At 65.3% G+C, this 16,212-nt stretch carries 18 protein-coding genes; 8 read left to right on the plus strand and 10 right to left on the minus strand.

Annotated features, from left to right (window positions below):
- Window positions 1-38: 38 nt before the first annotated feature.
- On the plus strand, window positions 39-824 hold the full coding sequence (locus tag AB2M62_RS09315; RefSeq protein ID WP_404339665.1) for a hypothetical protein: 786 nt from the start codon (window positions 39-41) through the stop codon (window positions 822-824).
- A gap of 84 nt (window positions 825-908) precedes the next feature.
- Here AB2M62_RS09315 and ahcY read toward each other — a convergent pair whose 3' ends face one another.
- The 5 genes from ahcY to AB2M62_RS09340 all read right to left on the minus strand — a co-directional run bounded on the left by ahcY (window position 909) and on the right by AB2M62_RS09340 (window position 5,810).
- Window positions 909-2,333, minus strand: coding sequence for an adenosylhomocysteinase (gene ahcY / locus AB2M62_RS09320; protein ID WP_404339667.1), 1,425 nt, complete (start codon window positions 2,331-2,333; stop codon window positions 909-911).
- 146 nt (window positions 2,334-2,479) lie between these two features.
- The gene (locus tag AB2M62_RS09325; RefSeq protein WP_404339669.1) at window positions 2,480-3,199 is read right to left on the minus strand and encodes an NTP transferase domain-containing protein; all 720 of its coding nucleotides are present in this window, start codon (window positions 3,197-3,199) and stop codon (window positions 2,480-2,482) included.
- A gap of 1 nt (window position 3,200) precedes the next feature.
- The gene (locus AB2M62_RS09330) at window positions 3,201-4,292 is read right to left on the minus strand and encodes an inositol-3-phosphate synthase (protein WP_404339671.1); all 1,092 of its coding nucleotides are present in this window, start codon (window positions 4,290-4,292) and stop codon (window positions 3,201-3,203) included.
- Window positions 4,293-4,299: 7 nt separating this feature from the next.
- Window positions 4,300-5,169: a CDP-alcohol phosphatidyltransferase family protein gene (locus AB2M62_RS09335; RefSeq protein WP_404339673.1), complete on the minus strand. Its 870-nt coding sequence runs from the start codon at window positions 5,167-5,169 to the stop codon at window positions 4,300-4,302.
- Window positions 5,170-5,249: 80 nt separating this feature from the next.
- On the minus strand, window positions 5,250-5,810 hold the full coding sequence (locus AB2M62_RS09340; RefSeq protein ID WP_404339675.1) for a YqgE/AlgH family protein: 561 nt from the start codon (window positions 5,808-5,810) through the stop codon (window positions 5,250-5,252).
- A gap of 97 nt (window positions 5,811-5,907) precedes the next feature.
- Here AB2M62_RS09340 and AB2M62_RS09345 point away from each other — a divergent pair, with 97 nt between their 5' ends.
- The 4 genes from AB2M62_RS09345 (at window position 5,908) to AB2M62_RS09360 (ending at window position 8,405) form a co-directional block, all read left to right on the plus strand.
- Window positions 5,908-6,390, plus strand: coding sequence for a peroxiredoxin (locus tag AB2M62_RS09345; protein ID WP_404339677.1), 483 nt, complete (start codon window positions 5,908-5,910; stop codon window positions 6,388-6,390).
- 73 nt (window positions 6,391-6,463) lie between these two features.
- Window positions 6,464-6,703 carry a hypothetical protein gene (locus AB2M62_RS09350; protein WP_404339679.1) on the plus strand — a complete coding sequence of 80 codons (240 nt, stop codon included), beginning with the start codon at window positions 6,464-6,466 and terminating at the stop codon, window positions 6,701-6,703.
- 83 nt (window positions 6,704-6,786) lie between these two features.
- On the plus strand, window positions 6,787-8,223 hold the full coding sequence (locus AB2M62_RS09355) for an AMP nucleosidase (protein ID WP_404339681.1): 1,437 nt from the start codon (window positions 6,787-6,789) through the stop codon (window positions 8,221-8,223).
- 47 nt (window positions 8,224-8,270) lie between these two features.
- Window positions 8,271-8,405 (plus strand): hypothetical protein, encoded by a 135-nt coding sequence (locus AB2M62_RS09360; protein ID WP_404339683.1) that lies wholly within the window; start codon window positions 8,271-8,273, stop codon window positions 8,403-8,405.
- A gap of 6 nt (window positions 8,406-8,411) precedes the next feature.
- Here the strand turns inward: AB2M62_RS09360 and AB2M62_RS09365 are convergent, their stop codons facing one another.
- From AB2M62_RS09365 to AB2M62_RS09385, 5 genes are all read right to left on the minus strand, one after another.
- Window positions 8,412-9,158, minus strand: a complete 747-nt coding sequence (locus AB2M62_RS09365) for an SIMPL domain-containing protein (RefSeq protein WP_404339685.1) — start codon at window positions 9,156-9,158, stop codon at window positions 8,412-8,414.
- Window positions 9,159-9,190: 32 nt separating this feature from the next.
- Window positions 9,191-9,766 carry a hypothetical protein gene (locus tag AB2M62_RS09370; RefSeq protein ID WP_404339687.1) on the minus strand — a complete coding sequence of 192 codons (576 nt, stop codon included), beginning with the start codon at window positions 9,764-9,766 and terminating at the stop codon, window positions 9,191-9,193.
- Window positions 9,763-11,610, minus strand: coding sequence for a M2 family metallopeptidase (locus AB2M62_RS09375; protein ID WP_404339689.1), 1,848 nt, complete (start codon window positions 11,608-11,610; stop codon window positions 9,763-9,765). The genes AB2M62_RS09370 and AB2M62_RS09375 overlap by 4 nt, the downstream gene beginning before the upstream one ends.
- A 97-nt stretch (window positions 11,611-11,707) precedes the next feature.
- Entirely contained in the window at window positions 11,708-12,475 is a 768-nt protein-coding gene (locus AB2M62_RS09380; protein WP_404339691.1) for an alpha/beta fold hydrolase, read from the minus strand.
- The gene (locus tag AB2M62_RS09385) at window positions 12,456-12,899 is read right to left on the minus strand and encodes a GFA family protein (protein WP_404339693.1); all 444 of its coding nucleotides are present in this window, start codon (window positions 12,897-12,899) and stop codon (window positions 12,456-12,458) included. Before AB2M62_RS09385 ends, AB2M62_RS09380 begins: the two co-directional genes overlap by 20 nt.
- 85 nt (window positions 12,900-12,984) lie before the next feature.
- Here AB2M62_RS09385 and AB2M62_RS09390 point away from each other — a divergent pair, with 85 nt between their 5' ends.
- The 3 genes from AB2M62_RS09390 to AB2M62_RS09400 are packed head-to-tail and all read left to right on the plus strand — an operon-like array spanning window position 12,985 to window position 16,097.
- A complete protein-coding gene (locus AB2M62_RS09390; RefSeq protein ID WP_404339695.1) occupies window positions 12,985-13,431 on the plus strand; it encodes a MarR family winged helix-turn-helix transcriptional regulator in 447 nt (148 codons plus the stop codon).
- Entirely contained in the window at window positions 13,424-14,500 is a 1,077-nt protein-coding gene (locus AB2M62_RS09395; RefSeq protein ID WP_404339697.1) for an HlyD family secretion protein, read from the plus strand. Before AB2M62_RS09390 ends, AB2M62_RS09395 begins: the two co-directional genes overlap by 8 nt.
- Before the next feature lies 1 nt (window position 14,501).
- On the plus strand, window positions 14,502-16,097 hold the full coding sequence (locus AB2M62_RS09400; protein ID WP_404339699.1) for a DHA2 family efflux MFS transporter permease subunit: 1,596 nt from the start codon (window positions 14,502-14,504) through the stop codon (window positions 16,095-16,097).
- The last annotated feature ends 115 nt before the right edge of the window (window positions 16,098-16,212 follow it).

The following is a 16,212-nucleotide window of genomic DNA, read 5'->3' on the forward strand; positions in this document are numbered from 1 at the left end:
CGGCAGCCCCGCCGGTCTTTTTTTTGTCAGGAAAGCCAATGCCTCTCGTCCGGATGAAGCCCGATACGCTGAACGAGGAAAATCTTCGCTTCGAGCAGGCGCCGCTGCGCCAGGGCCTGTTCCTCAACAGCGTGCCCAAGAGCGGCAGCCATTTGCTGCGCAACATCGTGCGGATGTTCGTGCCGGTCGAGCAGCAATATCACGCGCAGTTCATCCAATGGGCCAATCTCGGTCAGCATCTCAGCGCATTCGATCGGCAAAAGCCGCAGCTCAGCTGGGGTCACCTGTTCTTCGCCGATGATTCCGCGATGGAAATGGCCGGAGTGCGCAAGATCCTGTTGGTGCGCGATCCCTATTCCTGGGTGCTCGCGCGCGCGCGCTTCTTTCTGTCGGACGAGTTTCACGGCAATGTGGACCGGCTCAAACAGGGCGAGCTCAGCGTCAACGAGCTGCTCAACCTGATGATCTTCGGCATCTATCAGAAGGCGCCGCCGATGATCGACGTCTTCACCCACAACGCCGTGGCGTGGCTCGGCACCGGTGCCTATCTGGTCCGCTATGAAGAGCTCGTTGCCCAGCTGAAGGATCTGGACGGGCGCGGCGCGGAATTTTTCTTTGCCAATCTGCTGGATGCCTGCGGCATCGATATGCCTGGTGACTGGCGCGAACGGGTCCGCGTCGGATCGGACCGCAAGCAGAGCGGCACCGCGCGTGAGAACCTGACCGGGCTCAACATCGAATTCCCCGACGAATTGCCGGAAGTACAGAAGAAGCTCGTCAATTTCGCTGCCCCAGGCCTGCGCGAATTGCTCGGCTACCGCTGAGCCCTTGCGGTTAGCCTCTGCCCGCAACGCAAAAGGGCCGCGCCTCCCTCGGGAAGCGCGGCCCTTCGCATTCGGGCTATCGCCTCAGTAGCGATAGTGATCCGGCTTGAACGGGCCTTCGACCGGCACGCCGATATAGCCGGCCTGCTTCTCGCTCAGCTTCGACAGCTTCACGCCCAGCTTTTCGAGGTGCAGTGCCGCGACCTTCTCGTCGAGGTGCTTCGGAAGCACATAGACTTCGTTCTTGTAGTTCTCGCCCTTGGTGAACAGCTCGATCTGCGCCAGCGTCTGGTTGGTGAACGACGCCGACATCACGAACGACGGGTGGCCGGTCGCGCAGCCCAGGTTCACCAGGCGGCCCTTGGCGAGGATGATGATCTGCTTGCCGTCGGGGAACTTGACCAGGTCGGTGCCCGGTTTCACTTCGTCCCACTCATAGTTCGACAGCGCCGCGATCTGGATCTCGCTGTCGAAGTGGCCGATGTTGCAGACGATCGACATCGGCTTCATCGCCTTCATGTGATCGGCGGTGATCACATCGGCATTGCCGGTTGCCGTCACGAAGATGTCGGCGCGCTGGACGGCCTCGTCCATCGTCACGACCTCGAAGCCTTCCATCGCCGCCTGCAGCGCGCAGATCGGGTCGATTTCGGTGACGAGCACGCGTGCGCCGCCGTTGCGAAGCGACTGGGCCGAGCCCTTGCCGACGTCACCGAAGCCGGCGACTGCGGCAACCTTGCCGGCGAGCATCACGTCGGTGGCGCGACGGATCGCGTCGACCAGCGATTCCTTGCAACCATAGAGGTTGTCGAACTTCGACTTGGTGACGCTGTCGTTGACGTTGATCGCCGGGAACGGCAGCTCGCCCTTCTTGGCGATCTCGTACAGGCGGTGCACGCCGGTGGTGGTCTCTTCCGAGACGCCCTTCAGGTTCTGCACGGTCTGGGTGAGGTAGCCCGGATACTTGGCGATGAACGCCTTCAATGCGCGCTGGAACTCGACTTCCTCGTCGTTCTCGGGCTCGCCCAGCGTTGCGCCGGCTTCGAGCTTGGCGCCCCACAGCGCGAACATCGTGGCGTCGCCGCCGTCGTCGAGGATGATGTTGGCAGTGGTGCCGTCGCCATCAGCGCCCCAGTTGAAGATGTCGCCGACATAGTCCCAATATTCGGCCAGGCTCTCGCCCTTCACGGCGAACACCGGGATGCCGGCAGCGGCGATCGCGGCGGCGGCGTGATCCTGCGTCGAAAAGATGTTGCAGGTCGCCCAGCGGACCTGCGCGCCGAGCGCGGTCAGCGTCTCGATCAGCACCGCGGTCTGGATCGTCATGTGCAGCGAACCGGTAATGCGCGCGCCCTTGAGCGGCTGCGATGCGCCGAATTCCTGCCGCAGGGCCATCAGGCCGGGCATCTCGGTCTCGGCGATTTCGATTTCCTTGCGGCCGAAAGCGGCGAGTTCGATGTCCTTGATGACATAGTCGTTCTTGTCGAGCACGGTAGCCACGGGCTGCATCTCCAGCAGAGGTAAAATGGGCGCGCGCCGGACTCGCCGGCCGCGATTGGCACGCGCCCTACTCTTTTGGAGGCCGACGCGCAAGTCGGGATATAAAGATATCTTTATATGTGGGCGCGAGCGCAGAGGCTATCGGGGCGGTGTTGCTAGCTCGCCTGTGCAAGCGGAGCAGCCGCCTTCCAGCGTTCGGCCTTTTCGAGCGCCGGCGCATCGTCGACATCGATCCAGTCCAGATCGCTGCACTCTACGATCCGCGCCGTTCCAGCGCCCGCAAGCACGCGCATGCCCTCGGTCAGCGACGGGTTGTCGAGCCCATGAAGCGCTGCGAACAGCGCAGCCGAGATCGCGAAGACGCCGGTGTCGAAACAGTCATAGACTGCCAGCCCTTTGCCGATCCCGATAATCCGATCGCCTTCGCTCTCGACGCAGGTGACGTCGTCGAGATCGACCCAGTCGCTCTCTACGCGGCGGTCGATCGCCAGCCGTGCGCCACCGCCCGCGCCCGCGAGCGCGACGCGGCGATAGAGGGCAGGATCGACGAGATGGTCGCACATCGCGAGCAGGGCGTCCTCGCCCGCAACCAGCGGCTCGGCCGCCAGCAGCGATACGCCATTGGGCCGCTTATAGTCCCCGGTTCGCACCGTCTCGACTTTAAGCGGCCATGCCTGGCCGGCGAGATAGGCCTCGATCTGCTCGGCACCATAGCCGAGCACGACGATGGCGCGCGTCAGCCCCGCTTGCGCCAGCCCATGCAGCGCGTGGCCGAGCAAGGCGCGCCCGGCCACGGTGCATAGCGGCTTGAACGGGGCAGCGGCGCGAAGGCGGCTGCCCTCGCCCGCTGCGAGCAAGATCGCCGTGGTGATCATCTCAATGGATTGCGATGAACTCTTCGACGGCAAGCTGCGCCAGATCGTCGGTCATCTGGATGCGCGGATGCTTGCAGAAATAGGCCGAAGCGGCGTCGATCGGGCCGCCGATGCCGCGATCCTTGGCCAGCTTGGCGCAGCGGATCATGTCGATCGCGACGCCGGCCGAGTTCGGGCTGTCTTCCACCGAAAGGCGCAGTTCGAGGTTCATCGGTACGCCGCCGAACATCGATCCTTCCATGCGCAGGAAGCAGACCTTGTTGTCGTTCTGCCACGGCACATAGTCCGACGGGCCGATATGAACGTTCTCGTCCTCGAGCCGCTCGGCCGCAACCGACTGGACGGCCTCGGTCTTCGAGATCTTCTTCGAAGCGAGCCGGCGATGGTTCGACATGTTGAGGAAGTCGGTGTTGCCGCCGGTGTTGAGCTGGTACGTGCGCTCCAGCTTGACGCCGCGCTTGGCAAACAGATCGGTCAGCACGCGGTGAACGATGGTCGCGCCCAGCTGCGCCTTGATGTCGTCGCCGATGATCGGGACGCCGGCCTTCTCGAACCGCGCCGCCCATTCCGGGTTGCTGGCGATGAAAACGGGGATGTTGTTGACGAACGCGACGCCGGCTTCGAGCGCGCATTCCGCGTAGAACTCGCTCGCTTCTTGCGATCCGACCGGCAGATAGTTCATCAGCACGTCGGCCTTGGTCTCGCGCAGCGCGGCGATGACTTCGGCTTTGGTCGGCTCGCTCGCGTCGGCGAGCATGAAGGTGCGATCGTCGTTATACTCGGCCATATGATCGGCGACGCCGTCGAGGATCTTGCCCATGCGTACGACCGCGCCCGTCGGCTCGATCGATTCGCAGAAGATCGCGGTGCAATTGGGCTTGGCGAAGATCGCTTCGGCGACATCCTTGCCCACCTTGCGCTTGTCGACGTCCCAGGCTGCGACCACCTGGATATCGCTGGGGCGGTAGCCGCCCAGGTCCCAATGCATCAGTCCGACCGTGTCGTTCGCGCCGTCGCGGTAATGGGACAGGCCCTGGACGAGAGAACTGGCACAGTTGCCGACGCCGACTACGGCGATGTTGATGCTCGACATTACTTCTTCACGTCCTTTGAGTGGGTGAGGGTTCAGAGTTGGAATGCTGTTCGGGCGCGGCGCCCATGCTCCGGATGAGCCGGCCCTCGACCATCCGGTGCCACGTCAGCCCGACGATCAGCACCGCCGTGAGCGGCACGATTTCGAACCACCAGAACATCCGCGGATTGCCGGCGAGGCAGGCGAGGAAGATCGCATAGACGCGCACATTGGCGGTGAGCAGGCTCATCAGCCGCATGGGCCGAGTCGCCTCGGCGCCGTAGCGCGCGGCCAGCGGCCCGGTATCGCGCTGGCGCTGCAGGACCGTATCGAAGCGCAGGGCAAAGCGATCCAGCGAGCCCGCGACTCGATCGTAGAGAATCACCAGCGGATTGCGGCTCGGCGCCGGCGCCACCGGCGCAATCCCGGCGCAACGCCGGTGGAAGCGGGCGCGCTCGCTTTCGTAGAGATTGGATTGCACGGCGTGCGCCGCGCCTGCGGCCCAGGCCAGCGCCCAGCCTTCGACCGTGCCGACCGAGATCGCCAGGCCGAGATAAATCAGCGCGAAGACGCCGTGGTCGCACAGCCCGTCGAGCGCGCGGCCCAGCGGGCTCGCCGTGCCCGTCGCACGCGCGACCATCCCGTCAAGCCCGTCAAAGATGAGCCAGCCGACCGACAGCAACAGCCCGACTACCGCGAACGGCCAGGCATGCCAGTTCGCATAGGCCAGCGCCGCCATCGCGCCAAGACACAGCCCTGCCACCGACACGGCGTTGGCCGATATCCGGCGGGCAAGGAACCACGGCAGCAGGCGGCGGCCTGCAGGATGTATGATCCAGAGATTCGTCGGATCCTCGATCCGGCGATCCCGTGACCGGTCCGTCGGAGGAGCTGTCATCGGAGTGTCACGTACAGCGCTACGTGCCCGTCCAGCAAGCAAATTGCTGCACAATCCTTACAGCACGGTCCTGCAGCGGGTCAGGCGGTGCCGGTGCGATTGGCCAGCAGCCGCGGATCGATCCCTGCGCTGGCGAAGCCATGGACCCAGCGATCGTCGGCATCGACATCGTACAGCAGCTCGGTATCGCCGGCCGTGCTGAACCAGCCGTGCCGGGTCATCTCGGTGTCGAGCTGCCCCTCGGCCCAACCGGCATAGCCGAGCGCGACGAGCCAGTGGCTGGGGCCATTGCCCTCGGCGATGGCCTTGAGCACGTCGATCGTGCCCGACAGCGCCCAGCGCCCGCTGACGTCGATCGTGTCCTGCCCGCCCCAATCGGTGGAGTGGATCACGAAGCCGCGCCGCGGCTCGACCGGCCCGCCGAAATGCACTGGCGTGTCAGGCGCCTCGCCGGGCTCGATATCGAATTGCTTGAGCAGGTCGTGCAGCGTCAGCCCGTCGATCGTCTCGCCGATGCCGATGCCCAACGCACCTTCCTCGTCATGCGCACACATCGCGATCACGGCGCGTTCGAAGCGCGGATCGCCGATGCCGGGCATCGCCAGCAGGAATTGTCCGGTGAGGTAAAGCGTCGACTCCATGCCCGGTCAACTTACCGCCACGCCATCGGCTCCGCCACGCTTGAAAATCACGCGCGGCACGCCGATTGGAAGGACAGACTCGAAACAGGAGAGCTTGATGACCATCGAGGTTGGCGACCGCATTCCCACGACTCAACTCGTGAAGGCGACCGAGGACGGTCCCGAGCAGATCGGCTCGGACGAATATTTCGCCGGTCGCAAGGTCGCGCTCTTTTCGGTGCCCGGGGCCTTCACGCCGACCTGCTCGGCCAAGCACCTGCCCGGCTTCGTCGAAAAGGCCGACGAACTCAAGGCCAAGGGGATCGACGAGATCGCCTGCACCGCGGTCAACGACGCGTTCGTGATGAACGCCTGGGGCAAATCTGCTGGCGTCGACGACAAGGTGACGATGCTCGCCGACGGCAATGGCACGTTCGCGCAGGCGCTGGGCCTTGAAATGGACGGCTCCGGCTTCGGCCTCGGCATGCGCGGCAAGCGCTACTCGGCGGTGATCAACGACGGTGTCCTCGAGCAGCTCAACGTCGAGGCGCCCGGCCAGTTCGAAGTCAGCTCGGCGGATTATATGCTCGGCCGGCTGTAACAATCGGTCCGCCTGCGGAACGGTGACGCGCGGCGGGAGTTGAACCCTGGCACTCTTTTGAAAGGGACACGCCATGGCCAACACCAACAGCACTGCCGGCGAAGGCGCGAGCCAGAGCCAGGATTCGACCAAGAGCTTCATTGCCAGCGCCCAGGAAGCGATCGGCGATGCAGTCGACGCCACCGTCGAAGCAGTGAAGGAACATCCGGTTGCAGCAGCGGCGATCGCCGCCGGTGCGGCCGCCGCGGTGGGCGGTGCCGTCTATGCCGCCACCCAGCTTGGCGGCGACAAGCCGACCACCAGCAAGAAGTAACGCACAGGGCCGCTCCCCCTCTCAAGCGGGAGCGGCCTGGCCCTGGACTTGCCAGCGTCATCTTCACGCATTAGCCGTGGTAGATGACTCAAGCATCCGACATCGTCGCCGAACTCGATCGGCTTTATCGCGCCTCCGTCGAGCGCCTCCAGGCCGCGCTCAATCGCTATCTCTCCGACGGCACGCCGCCTGATCCGCAGAGCCGCCACGACGGCAGCTTCGCCTATCCCGAAATCCGGCTGACCTATCGCGGCGGCAGCGATCGCCCCGCCCCGCCCCGCTCGTTCGGCCGACTGGTCGATCCCGGCGACTATCGGATCAGCGTCACCAAGCCGGCGATGTTCGCCGACTATCTGATCGAGCAGTTGACCTTCCTGATCGAGGACTATGACGTCCAGGTCCAGGCGCGCCCGGGCCGCCAGGAAATCCCCTTTCCCTACGTGCTCGATCCCGGCCACGCGCTGCGGCTCGACCAGGTCTCGACGCTCGAGCTGGCGCGGCACTTCCCGGCCACCGAACTCGCGCATATCGGCGATGAGATCGCCGACGGGCTCTGGGCCTCGCCCGACGGCGTCCGCCCGCTCGCGCTGTTCGACGGCCTGCGCACCGATTTCTCGCTCGCCCGGCTGCGCCACTACACCGGCACGCCGACCGAGCACGTCCAGCAGTACATCCTGTTCACCAACTATCACCGCTATGTCGACGAATTCGTCCGCTGGGCATGCGCGCAGCTGGGTGAGGGCAGCCGCTTCACCGGCGTCTCGGGCGCCGGCGGCATCGTCGTGGAGAGCGCCGACGACATGGACCGGCTGATCTCCGACAGCGCCTGGCGGCGCCACCAGATGCCGGCCTATCACCTGATGGCGAAGGACGGATCGGGCATCACGCTGGTCAACATCGGCGTCGGCCCGTCCAACGCCAAGACGATCACCGATCACCTCGCGGTGCTGCGTCCCGAGGCTTGGCTGATGATCGGCCATTGCGGCGGGCTGCGCCCCAGCCAGCGGATCGGCGACTATGTCCTGGCCCACGCCTATCTGCGCGACGACCACATCATGGACGACGTGCTACCCCCCGAGATCCCGATCCCGGCGATCGCCGAGGTCCAGCTCGCGCTCGCCCGCGCCGCCGAGACGGTCTCGGGCCAGTCGGGGGACGAACTCAAACAACGACTGCGCACCGGCACGATCGTCACCACCGACGATCGCAACTGGGAGCTGCGCTACTCGACCACCGCGCTACGCTTTTCGCTCAGCCGCGCGGTCGGCGTCGACATGGAGAGCGCGACGCTTGCCGCGCAAGGCTATCGCTTCCGCGTCCCCTATGGCACCTTGCTCTGCGTCTCGGACAAGCCGCTCCACGGCGAACTCAAGCTGCCCGGCCAGGCCAACCGCTTCTACGAGCGCGCGATCGCCGAGCATCTCAAGATCGGCATCGAGACCTGCGAGGAGCTCCGCCGCGAGGGTGCCAAGCTACACTCCCGTAAGCTGCGCGCCTTCAACGAGCCGCCGTTCCGCTGATCGGATACGGCGCCTCGCCGGCGCGTTGGGGCGTAAAGGAGACCAGGATGACCGATCCCGAAAAGAGCCCGGAAGACAGCGACGCGCCGCACGCGCATCAGCCCGACGGCGCCGACAGTTCGGCGGAGTTCGACGCGGGGATCGCGGACGAAAACACGATCCCCGACGCGCTGCCGGAGTAATCCGGCTCAGCGGGTGAGCTGGAACTCGACCGTGAGATTGGCGAGTACCGTCACTTCGTCCGACTTCTGCTCGGACTTGGGCGCGAACATCGAGATCAGCTGGGTGACGAAGCCCAACGCGCTCGCGGCGATATCCTGTCGCTCGCTGATCTTGGAAACGCTCGCCCGGCGCAGACCCAGCGACGCGGCATAGGCATCGGCCTCGATCTGGGCATTCTTGATCGCCGCGGCCTTGGCCTGGCGGGTGGGCACGAGATAGTCGGCAAGCAGCGGGATTACGTCGTCTTCGAGCACGCCGCTATTGGCCTCGATCGAGGGCTTGGCGCTGGCGATGGCGGCGCGGCTCGGCGCATCGAACATCAGCGTCTCGGTGGCCGTCGATTGCGGCTCCGCGTCGCTGTTTTCCTCAACGGCTTCCATGCTGAAGGTCGGCTTGCTGCGCCCGCCGAACATCGACATCAGGCTGCTGATCGAGGAGGGCACCGCGCTCGCGTCAGCCTGCGCCTCGCGGATGCTGAGCGCGCTCATCGCCGCAAGCAGCTTGGCGCGGTTTGCCGCCAGCGCGACGCCCGCCGCGGCCTCGTCCTTCCCCTTGCCGGTGAGCTTCACCGAAATGCGGAAACGCTGCGCAGGGACTTCGATCTTGCCCGAAGCGACGATCTCTACCGAAACCGGTCCGGTTGCCGGGGCGGCCTGAGCGAGGACGCTCGTCGGCACGCCCGCCAGCGCGAGCGCAAGTGCATATTTCTTCATTTTGCGAATCTCTCCCTGTTTCGGAGGCGACCCTATCGCTCCGCCGCGGCCGCGTCGATGCGCGCGCCGAGGCATCCGCGCACCGGCATCGCCCGCTTCGCCGCAAGATCGAGCCGGAAGGCGCCGCGGCGCGCATCGACGCTGCCCGCAGCCCGGCCCGCGGGCAGCCCCGTTTCCTCGACGAGCACGCAGGTCGCACCACCTTGCCGGCCAAAGGCGATCCGCCGGTTCTCGATGCTGGCGAGTCGCGGCCAGCGCGCCGCCATCGCCCGCTCGATATCGCTCTGCAGCCAGTCCGAGCCGGTTTCGGCGGCACCCAGCGTAAAGACGTAGAGCGTCGCAAAATGCTCGGTCCGCTGGACCAGCATCACCCTGCCCGGCTCGCTTGGCCAGACAACGTCGATGCTGCGCGCAAACCGCATCAGTTCGCGGTTCTTCACGCCGGGCCCGTTGAGCCGCGCGACCGCAACCTCATTGGCATCTTCGTTGGTCGCCGCGGCCCAGACCGACCATGCGCCGTCGGGCGATTTGACCCGGCCGCCGGCGAACGCCGAAATCCCGTCCGAAGCCGGGGCCAGGGCGATCGCCAGCGCAATCAGCAGCTTCACCACCCCTGGGGCTGTCCCTTGTTCTGCTGGTCGAGCCACTTTTTGAGCGGCGCGAAATACTCGACCATCGCCTTGCCCGAGATTTCACGGGTGCCGGTGAACGCCTGCAGCGCTTCGGGCCAGGGCTTGGACGCGCCCATTTCGAGCATCTTGTTCAACCGCGCGCCGACTTCCTTGTTGCCGTAGAACGAGCAGCGATGCAGCGGGCCCTTCCAGCCGGCCTGATCGCATGCCGCCTTGTAGAACTGGAACTGGAGCAGCCGCGCGAGGAAGTAGCGGGTGTAGGGCACGCTGCCCGCAACGTGATACTTCCCGCCCGCATCGAAACGCGTCTCGTCGCGCGGCGCCGGCGGCACAATCCCCTGATATTGCAGCCGCAACTTGTCCCAGCCGGCCTGGTATCCGCTGGCCGGGATCTGGCCCGAAAAGATGCTCCAGCGATATTTGTCGATCAGCAGGCCGAACGGCAGGAAGGCCACCTTGTCCATCGCCTGGCGCAGCAGCAGCCCAGTATCCTTGTCGGCGCTCGGCACCTTGGCCTGATCGAGCAAGCCAATCTGGACGAGATAATCGGGCGTGATCGAAAGCGCGACGAAATCGCCGATCGCCTCGTGGAAGCCGTCGTTCGCGCCGTTGCGATAGAGCTGCGGCTGGCCCTTATAGGCGCGTTGATAATAATTGTGGCCGAGTTCGTGGTGGATAGTGACGAAATCGTCCGAATTCACCTTGATGCACATCTTGATGCGGACATCGTCCTTCTCGTCGAGGTCCCATGCCGAGGCGTGGCACAGCACCTCGCGGTCGGCGGGCTTGAGGAACAGCGAGCGCTGCCAGAAGGTCTCGGGGAGCTGGGTGAAGCCGAGCGAGGAATAGAAGCCCTCGCCGGTCTGGACCATCTTCTTCCAGTCATAGCCCTTGGCGGTCAGCAGGTCGCCGATCTCATAGCCGAGGTCGCCCGACCCCTTCGGCGCGACGACATCGTAGATGTTGCCCCATTCCTGCGCCCACATATTGCCAAGCAGGTCGGCGCGGATCGGGCCGGTCTTGGCCTGAACCGCATCGCCATATTTCTCGTTCAATTTGCGGCGGACATAGGTGTGCAGCGCCACATAAAGCGGCTTCACTTCGTCCCAGAGCTTGTCGGTGAGCTTGGCGAACTCGTCGGGCGACATGTCGTAGCCCGAGCGCCACAGCGCGCCGGCATCGGCAAAGCCGAGGTCCTTGGCGCCTTGGTTGGCGATGCCGGTCATCTTGGCATAGTCGCCGCGCATCGGGGCGCCGACCTGGTCGTTCCAGCTCAGCCACATTTCCTTGAGCTCGGCCGGATCGCGGCTCTCGCCCATCGCCGCCTCGATATCGCTGCCGTTGATCGGCTTGCCGCCCCGCGTGCCCTTGCCCTTGGCATACATCGAACCAAGCTTGGTCGAGAGGTCCGAGAGCTGCTGCGCGGCGCCGGGCGTGGTCGGCGCGGGCAGCGTCAGCGCGGCGCGAAGCATGGTGAGCTGGCGCTTCTGCTCGACGCTCAGTCCCGGCGCGGTCTGGAAGCGCGCCGCCTCCATCGCATAGCGCACCGACATCTCGGTCGATCGCGCGCCATATTCGGAAGCCAGCGCGTCGGTATCATCGTTGATATAGGTCGCGTTGATCCAGGCGATCTTCTGATAGGTGAGGTTGAACTCGGTCACTTCCTTCTGGACGCGATCGAGGAACGCCTGCGCGTCAGAAGCCGTCGGCGCGGACTGTGGTGCGGGCGCTGCAGGCGCGGCCGGCGGGGTGGTCTGCGAGACGGCGGGCGTGGCGAAGAACGCGGCGAGCGCAAGCATCGAAATGCCGGTGCGGATCATGGTGGGGAGCCCTCTGGATTCTTGGATGCCCCGACAGTCGCGCGGGCGGTGAGCGCGGTCAAGGCGGTCCTCGATCCTTCCGGCTCGGGGAGAACCCTCAGCCCGCCAGAAATTCCACGATCGCGTCGCCCAGCTCGGGCCGCGTCACGGCGCTCATATGGTTGCCGGGTATCTCCACAAACCTGCCGTCGGGCAGCAGGTCCGCGACTTCCTGCGCCGAGCCATTATCGAAATCCTCGCCCCCAGTGACCACCAGCGTCGGCACCTGGATCGCCGCGATCTCCGCCTCGGGCGTGTCGACAAAGGTCTGGAGGATCAGCAGCAGCGCCTCGGGATCGCCCTTGGTGGTCTTGAGAAAGGCCTCGGTCAGCCATTCCGAGCTACCGCGTTCGAAGCTCCCCAGATTGGTGAGCACGCGGCGGAAATAGGTGCCGCGGCCGCGCGTGTCGGTCAGCCCGGCCAGCCCCATGCCCGCAAGCACCGCGCGCCTCGGCGTCGCGCCGTTTACCAGCATCCGCAGCGTGGTCCGCCCGCCAAGCGAATAGCCGCCCAGATCGTAATCGCTCAGCCCGAGATGCTCGAGCAGTGCGAAGCCGTCGCGCATCAGAACGTCGGGCGGATAGGCGGCGGGATCGTGCGGCCGATCGCTTTGCCCATGGCCGCGCAGATCGGGAAGGATCACCCGGAAGCCCTTGGCGGCCAGCTTCTCGGCATGGCCATATTTGATCCAGTTGACCTCGGCGGTTGAGAAATATCCGTGGATCAGCACGACCGGCCGCCCCTCCGGGTCGCCCATTTCGTGCCAGGCCAGCTCGACGCCGTCGAAGCTTGCGAAGCGGTGCGTTTCAATCGGGAAGTTTGCCAAGTGCGTCCATCCAGCGTTTGACCATGCTTGCGTTCTCGTCGGTCCGTGAGGCGGGCAGCCCGCTGGTGTCAAGCCAGTCGCGATGCCAGCTCTCGCATCCCGAATGCTCGACCGGCTTGAACCGGGCGCTATCGTCGAAGCTGCCGACGGTCAGATCCATGAAGGCATGATCCTGCGCCTCATAGGTGAGCGGCGTGCCGCACTGCGCGCAAAAGCCGCGCCGCGCGATCGGCGAGGAAACATAGCGCTCGGGCTCGGTCTCCCAGGCGACCGCGGTCTTCGAAACGTTCTTGAACGCAATCGACACCCCGCCGGTGGCGCGCTGACACATCCGGCAATGGCACAGATAGGCGTCGTCGTCCTCGATCGTCGCGCGATACCGGACACGGCCGCACATGCACCCACCGGTCACTTCCTCGGGCATTGCTCTCTCCGTCCAAATGCTGCGTTGCACAAATAAACTTGCGTCCTATATTGCAATTGATGAGCCTGCTTATTATGTGCGCGCCATGACCGAAACCCTGGGCTTTTTGCTGAGCGATGTCTCGCGCCTGCTGCGCCGTCGGTTCGACGAGCGCGCACGTGCGAGCGGCGCGAGCGTCGCCCAGTGGCGCGTGCTCAAGATCCTCGAGCGCCGCCAGGGACTAAACCAAGGACAGCTCGCGGAGTTGCTCGAAGTCGAGCCGATCACCTGCTGCCGGATGATCGATCGGCTCGAGGAGGCTGGTTTCGTCGAGCGCCGCCGCGATCCCGCCGATCGCCGTGCGTGGCGACTCCACCTCACCGAGAAATCGCGCCCGGTGCTCGAAGACCTCCATTCGCTCGCCGGCGAATTGATCGAAGAATTGCTTCAGGGGTTGAACTCCCGGCAACGCGACGAACTCGTGGCATCGCTCAATGCGATCCGCGCCAATCTAAGCCCAGTCCAAGAGAGCAACGAGGCCGCCCATGGCTGACGCAGACCCCAAGATCCAGAAGCCCGCCGAAGCGCCGATCGTCGTGGAGGAGGCGCCTGTCCGCAAGCGCAGCTGGCTGCGTCCGCTGCTGATGTTCGGCGTACCGCTGATCATCCTGGCGATCGTCGGCTATTTCTGGCTGAACTCGGGGCATTCGGTGTCGACTGACAATGCCTATGTCGCGCAGGACAAGGTCTCGGTGTCGACCGATGTCGCGGGCCGCATCGTCGCGGTCGGGGTCAAGGAGAATCAGGCGGTCAAGGCCGGCGACCTGCTGTTCCGCATCGATCCCGAGCCCTATCGCATCCAGGTCGAGCAGGCGCAGGCGGCGATCGCCGCGGCGCAGGTCCAGCTGCAGACCGATCAGGTCAGCTATCAGGGCACCAACGCCGACATCCAGGCCGCGCGCGACGTCATCGTCAACGCGCAGGAGAATTACGGCCGCCAGGCCGCGCTGATGAAGCAGGGCTTCACTACCCGCGCCAATTTCCAGGCCGCCGAGCACGCGCTCGAACAGGCGCGCGCCCAGCTCCAGAACGCCCAGTCGAGCGCAGCCGAGGCGCGCGCCAAGCTCGCCACCGGCGCCGCCGTTCCGGGGCAGAACCCGGCGATCGCCGCCGCGCGCGTCCAGCTCGACCAGGCCCGGCTCAATCTCACGCGCACCGATGTGCGCGCACCGATCGACGGCATCGTCAGCCAGACCAAGAGCCTTCAGGTCGGCGCACAGATGATCACCGGCCTTCCCGCGGTCACGATCGTGTCGAGCAAGCCGGCATGGGTGGAAGCCAACTTCAAGGAAACCGATCTCGATCGCATGCGCGTCGGCCAGTGCGCGATCGTCACGTTCGACGCCTATCATGGGCTTCGTCTCAAGGGACATGTCGAGTCGATCGGTGCCGGCACCGGCTCTGAATTCTCGGTGCTTCCGGCGCAGAACGCCAATGGCAATTGGGTGAAGGTGACGCAGCGCGTGCCGGTGCGCATTGCTATCGACGGCAAGGCCCCGCGCGAGATGATCGCCGGCCTCTCCGCCGATGTCGACGTCAAGTTCGACGGCGCCTGCGACTGAGATGGCGACCGCAGCCCCCGGCCGCGCCGGCCCGGCGGCGGCGGCGCCCGCCGCTCCGCAAGCCGGCGGCGCCGCGCTTCCGGTAAACTATAAGGGCCTGCTCACGCTCGGCGTCATGATGGCGACGATCATGCAGATCCTCGATACGACGATCGCCAACGTCGCCATCCCGCACATGCAGGCGTCGCTCGGCGCTACCCGCGACACCATCAACTGGGTGCTCACCAGCTATATCGTCGCCTCGGCGATCGCGATCCCGATCACCGGCTGGCTGTCGGACCGGGTCGGCTCGCGCAACCTGTTCCTCGTCTCGACCGTCGGCTTCGTCATCGCCTCTGCGATGTGCGGGGCGGCGCAGACGCTCGAGGAGATGGTGCTGTTCCGCATCCTCCAAGGCATCACCGCGGCGTTCCTCAACCCGCTCAGCCAGACCGTGCTGCTCGACATCAACAAGCCCCAGGACCAGCCCAAGGCGATGACGATCTGGGGCATGGGCATCATGGTCGGACCGATCATGGGCCCGCTGATCGGCGGCTATCTCACCGACAATTTCGATTGGCGCTGGGTGTTCTACGTCAATCTTCCGGTCGGCGTGGTCTGCTTCGCGATCCTGTGGTGGCTGCTGCCGTCGCGCGAGATCCGCAAGCGGCCGTTCGACGTGTTCGGCTTTTCGCTGCTGTCGATCGGCATCGCCTCGCTCCAGCTCATGCTCGATCGCGGGCAGGATCAGGACTGGTTCTCCTCGACCGAGATCTGGGTGGAGATGCTGGCCGCGATCATCGCCCTGTGGATGTTCATCGTCCATTTGTTCACCGCCAAGAATCCGATGTTCGAGCGTGAACTGTGGAAGCACCGCAACCTCGTCACCGGCATCTTCTTCATGCTGGTCATCGGCCTGGTGATGATGGCGACGATGGCGCTGCTGCCGCCGATGCTCCAGAATCTCTATGGCTATTCGGTGTTCGACACCGGCCTGATGCTGATGCCGCGCGGCGTCGGCGTGGTGTTCACGATGTTCGCCGGGGCGCAGCTGATCCAGCGCGGCTGGCTCGATCCGCGCTGGTCGGTGGGGATCGGCCTTGCCATCGCGGCCTTCTCGCTCTGGGAAATGTCGGGCTGGACGCTGATGATGGGCAGCACACCCTTCATCCTCTCGGGCTTCGTCCAGGGGCTCGGCCTCGGCCTCGTCTTCATGCCGCTCAACGGCCTCGCCTTTGCCGGCCTGCCTCCGCATTTCCGCACCGAGGGATCGAGCCTGCTCAACCTCACCCGCAATGTCGGCGCCTCGGTCGGCATCTCGGCGGTCAGCGCGATCCTCGCGCAGAGCATCCAGCGCAGCCATCAATATCTCGGCGAGCACGTCACGACGACGACGATGAACGGCGTCGGCGCCGCGGCGCAGGCGCTCGGCGTTTCCGGCGCAGTGGTCACCGGGATGATCGATGCGGAAGTGAACCGTCAGGCCGGGATGATCGCCTATCTCAACGATTTCTGGCTGATGGCGATCGTCACGGCGGTGTCCGTCCCGCTCGTTGTCTTCCTGCGCAAGCCCGCCGGGCCCGCCGAAAAGCCTGACCCTTCGGCCGCAGGGCACTGAGTTCGGCCTAACAACTAGCTGCCATCGCGCAACAATCTTAGGTTAACGTCCCCGGGCTTCTGCGTAGCTTCCTATAAGGGAAGGATTACCGGCTGCGTTCCGCGCGGCCCTGTAT

It is taken from the genome of Sphingomonas sp. MMS12-HWE2-04, from assembly GCF_044881185.1.
Lineage (GTDB): Bacteria > Pseudomonadota > Alphaproteobacteria > Sphingomonadales > Sphingomonadaceae > Sphingomonas.